The 4,578-nt window shown below is 34.5% G+C and carries 3 protein-coding genes; 1 reads left to right on the top strand and 2 read right to left on the bottom strand.

Translation table 11 applies throughout. The features are described from left to right. Nucleotides 1-75: 75 nt before the first annotated feature. On the top strand, nucleotides 76-1,437 hold the full coding sequence (locus tag CD127_RS08085) for an amino acid permease (protein ID WP_103298068.1): 1,362 nt from the start codon (nucleotides 76-78) through the stop codon (nucleotides 1,435-1,437). 230 nt (nucleotides 1,438-1,667) lie between these two features. Here the strand turns inward: CD127_RS08085 and pyk are convergent, their stop codons facing one another. Next, complete coding sequence (pyk, locus tag CD127_RS08080; protein WP_103366354.1) at nucleotides 1,668-3,428, bottom strand: pyruvate kinase; 1,761 nt, start codon at nucleotides 3,426-3,428, stop codon at nucleotides 1,668-1,670. A 17-nt stretch (nucleotides 3,429-3,445) separates the two neighbouring features. After that, nucleotides 3,446-4,414, bottom strand: coding sequence for a 6-phosphofructokinase (gene pfkA, locus CD127_RS08075; RefSeq protein ID WP_103298070.1), 969 nt, complete (start codon nucleotides 4,412-4,414; stop codon nucleotides 3,446-3,448). Between the last annotated feature and the right edge of the window lie 164 nt (nucleotides 4,415-4,578).

Here is a 4,578-nt window from a genome sequence, read left to right as displayed (position 1 = left end):
ATATTATAAAAATAATTGTCGAATTGGTTATATAAGTGCATAATAAATATTAATTAAATGTAAGGGAGTTGTCTTATGGCTGAAGAAAAATTACAAAGAGGGTTGAGTAATCGTCATGTGCAATTAATTGCTATTGGCGGCGCAATTGGTACAGGGTTATTCTTGGGAGCTGGACAAACAATCGCAATGACAGGTCCATCTATTTTATTCACCTATATTATTATAGGCTTCATGTTATTCATGTTCATGAGAGGTCTCGGAGAAATTATGATTCAAAATACCCGTTTCCACTCTTTTGCAGATGTGACTAATGAATACATAGGACCTTTCGCCGGCTTCGTAACTGGTTGGACTTATTGGTTATGTTGGATTATTACTGGTATGGCAGAAGTTACAGCTGTTGCCAAGTATGTAAGTTTCTGGTTCCCTCATATTCCAAACTGGATTTCAGCACTATTTTGTGTATTAATTCTAATGGCATTTAACTTATTAAGTGCTAAATTATTCGGAGAATTAGAATTCTGGTTCGCGATAATCAAAATTGTTACAATCATCGCTTTAATAGTAGTAGGTTTAGTAATGGTTTTATTCGCGTTCAATACACAATTTGGACATGCAAGTTTCACTAACTTATATAAACATGGAATCTTTGCAGATGGCGCTTCTGGTTTCTTTATGTCATTCCAAATGGCACTATTCTCATTCGTAGGTATCGAAATGATTGGTGTAACAGCTGGAGAAGCTAAAGATCCAGAGAAAACTATTCCAAAAGCAATTAATGCCGTACCATTAAGAATTTTAGTATTCTATGTCGGTGCATTAGCAGTAATCATGTCAATTATTCCTTGGGATAAAGTGGATCCTGCTGAAAGTCCATTCGTACGATTATTCTCATTAATTGGTATTCCGTTTGCAGCAGGTTTAATTAACTTCGTAGTATTAACAGCAGCAGCTTCATCTTGTAACAGTGGTATCTTCTCAAATAGCCGTATGTTATTTGGATTATCAGAACAAGAACAAGCACCTCCTGCTTTTAGAAAAACAAATAAAAACGGCGTGCCACACATTGCAATCATCGTATCATCAGCGTTATTGTTAGTTACAGCATTGCTAAATTACATCTTCCCTGATGCTACTCTAGTATTTACTTATGTAACAACTATTTCAACTGTATTATTTATTATCGTATGGGCATTAATTATTATTGCTTATATCAACTATCATAGAAAAAATCCTGAACTTCATAAAAAAGTTGATTATAAACTTCCTGGTGGTAAATATATGGGATATGCAATCCTAGTGTTCTTCATTTTAGTATTCTGCTTACTATTCGTAAATGAAACTACTAGAAATGCAATCTTCTTAACACCATTGTGGTTTATCATTTTAGGATTAATGTACTTAAGATATAAAAAAGTAGCTAAAAGAACTAAATAATTTATTTGCTCATGAACCTTAACTTATCCACGGCGGGTAAGTTAAGGTTTTTTATTATGTAGCAATGATTCTAGTGTTATGTATTTATAAACATTAAATATTAAAATAGATACTACCCTTTTAAGTACGATTTCTTTAAATATGAAAAAAGACTAAACCATTCCAGAGGAATGGTTTAGTCTTCTCATTTATTATGAAGCTTTATAATTTATATGGCTTTACTGAATTAATTATAGTACGTTAGCGTAGCCTTCAAAGATTTTACCTTGTGCTGCATCTACTGTTACTAGAATATCATCTTTGAATTCTTTAGTAGCATTTCCAACGCCAATTACTGTTGGTATGCCTGTTTCAAGACCAACGATAGCGCTTGGAGATGTAATACCATTTTCTTCAGTGATTAAGCCAACAGCTTTTTCAACATATGGTACTAAAGATTCATCTACAGAATTAGTAACAATAATTGATTCACTTAAATCTTTACCTTCTAAATCACTAGCGCTATTCGCGATAACAGTTTTACCTACTACTGAACCACGGCCAACGCCTTGTCCTTTAGCAATTTCGTCACCTACTAGGTGTAATTTCATCATATTAGTTGTACCTTGTTCACCAGTTGGTACACCTGCAGTAATAATGATTAAGTCACCATTGCTAACTCTTCCAGTTTCAACAGCAGTAGCAACCGCATTATTTAAAAGATCATCAGTAGTTTTGCGACCTTTTTTAATTACAGGATAAGCACCCCATACTAACGCTAATTGACGCGCAGTATGTTCACTAGGTGTAACTGCGATAATATCTGAATGAGGACGATATTTAGAAATAGTTACCGCTGTAGAACCACTTTCTGTTGCAGCAACGATAGCTTTTACATTTAAGTTTAAAGCAGTGTGTGCTACTGAAACACCGATTGCATTTACAAGAGATGTTTCTACTAATTTAGTACGGTCAGATAATAATTTTTTGTAATCTTGAGCCGCTTCAGCAGATACAGCAATATTTCTCATTGTTTTAACTGCTTCTTCAGGATATAAACCTGCAGCTGTTTCACCAGATAACATTACTGCATCAGTACCATCGTAAATCGCGTTCGCTACGTCACTTGCTTCTGCTCTTGTAGCACGTGGATTACGTTGCATAGAATCAAGCATTTGAGTAGCAGTAATAACTGGTTTACCAAGTTTATTACATTTTCTGATTAAATCTTTTTGAACAATTGGTACTGATTCAGGTGGAATTTCAACACCCATGTCACCACGAGCAACCATTAAACCATCAGAAACTTCAAGAATTTCTTCGATATTATCAATACCTTCTTGGTTCTCAATTTTAGGGAAAATTGTAATATTATGATTATTCTCTCTTTCAAGAATTTCACGGATGTCTAACACGTCACTTGGACGACGTACGAAACTTGCAGCAATGTAGTCTACATCTTCTTTAATACCGAACATGATATCTGCAGCATCTTTATCAGTGATACCTGGTAAATTAACTCTTACGCCTGGTAAGTTAACGCCTTTTTTATTTTTCAATTCGCCAGTATTTAAAATATCACATTTAACTTCGCCTTTAGCTTTATCAATGTCTTTAACTTGTAATTCAATTAAACCGTCATCAAGTAAGATATAAGATCCTAATTCCACGTCATTAATTAAATCGCCGTATGTTACAGAGAATTTTTCAGGTGTACCTTCCACTTGATTCATGCTTACGATAACTTCTTTACCTTTTTCAAGAGTAATTAAGCCATCTTTCATATCATGAGTACGAATTTCAGGTCCTTTAGTATCAAGTAAAATACCAATTGTTTTACCTAATTTATCAGCTACTTTACGGATTGTATCGATACGTGCTTTATGTTCTTCATGGCTACCATGAGAGAAGTTTAAACGCGCAACGTTCATTCCAGCTTTCATTAATTTCTCTAACATTTCCTCTGATTCTGATGCAGGTCCAATAGTACATACGATTTTAGTCTTTCTCATTATAAAAGCCTCCTAAATTAAATAGATAACTCTTTTGCTAATTCATAAATATCTGTATTAAATTTATGATCATCTTTATTGAAAATGTCTTCAAACGGTGTTGCAGTAAGCTTGTTGTTCTTAATACCAACACCCTTACCAGTTTCTCCCTCCATTAATAGCTCTACAGCATAACCGCCTAAGCGTGAAGCGAGCACTCTATCAGCACCTGATGGACTACCACCACGTTGAATATGACCTAAAACAGAAACACGTGCATCTACATTAATATATTTCATTAATTCATCAGCACATTCTTGTCCAGTCATACAACCTTCAGCAACCATCACTATAGAATGTTTTTTACCACGTTTGATACCTTTTTCAATTTTTTCAGCAATATCTTTAATATCTGTGTGCGCCTCAGGTACTAAAATAGTTTCAGCACCAACTGATAATCCAGCCCACAGTGCTAAATCTCCGCAGTCACGACCCATTACTTCTACAATAAAAGTTCTAGCGTGACTTGACGCTGTATCACGGATTTTATCAACGCTCTCAATGATAGTGTTTAAAGCAGTATCAAAACCAATTGTAAAATCAGTACCATTAATGTCATTATCAATCGTACCTGGAATACCAATTGTTTTAATATCCTTTGTTTCTTCACTGATTCGTTGTGCCCCTCGGTAACTACCATCTCCACCTACTACAACTAAACCTTCAATTCCATGCTTGTGTAAGTTCTCTATCCCTCTTTTTCGAACACTAGCTTCTTTGAATTGTGGACATCTAGCAGAGTAAAGGAAGGTGCCTCCACGTTGGATAGTGTCTCCAACTGAGCCTAATTCAAGTTTATGAATATCATCGTCTAATAAACCTTGATAACCTTGATAAATTCCATAAACTTCAATATCATTATAAATCGCCTTACGCACTACTGCTCTAACAGCAGCGTTCATGCCTGGTGAATCTCCACCACTTGTTAATACCGCAATTTTCTTCATGACGACATACCCTTTCCTAACTAGAATTATCTTTAGTAATAAATTACCACAATTTTTTTAGGTGTTCCATTAATATAGGTGCATTATATTGATGTAAACGTTTTATATATTAAAATTAACTTATTCAATATAAAAAAACTAGAAATCAAAGTATTGATTTCTAG

The sequence above is a fragment of the Staphylococcus petrasii genome, from assembly GCF_002902565.1.
GTDB classification, from domain to species: Bacteria; Bacillota; Bacilli; order Staphylococcales; family Staphylococcaceae; genus Staphylococcus; species Staphylococcus petrasii.
The sequence above is the reverse complement of the archived record's forward strand: the minus strand, read 5'-3'. Positions and strand labels throughout refer to the sequence as shown.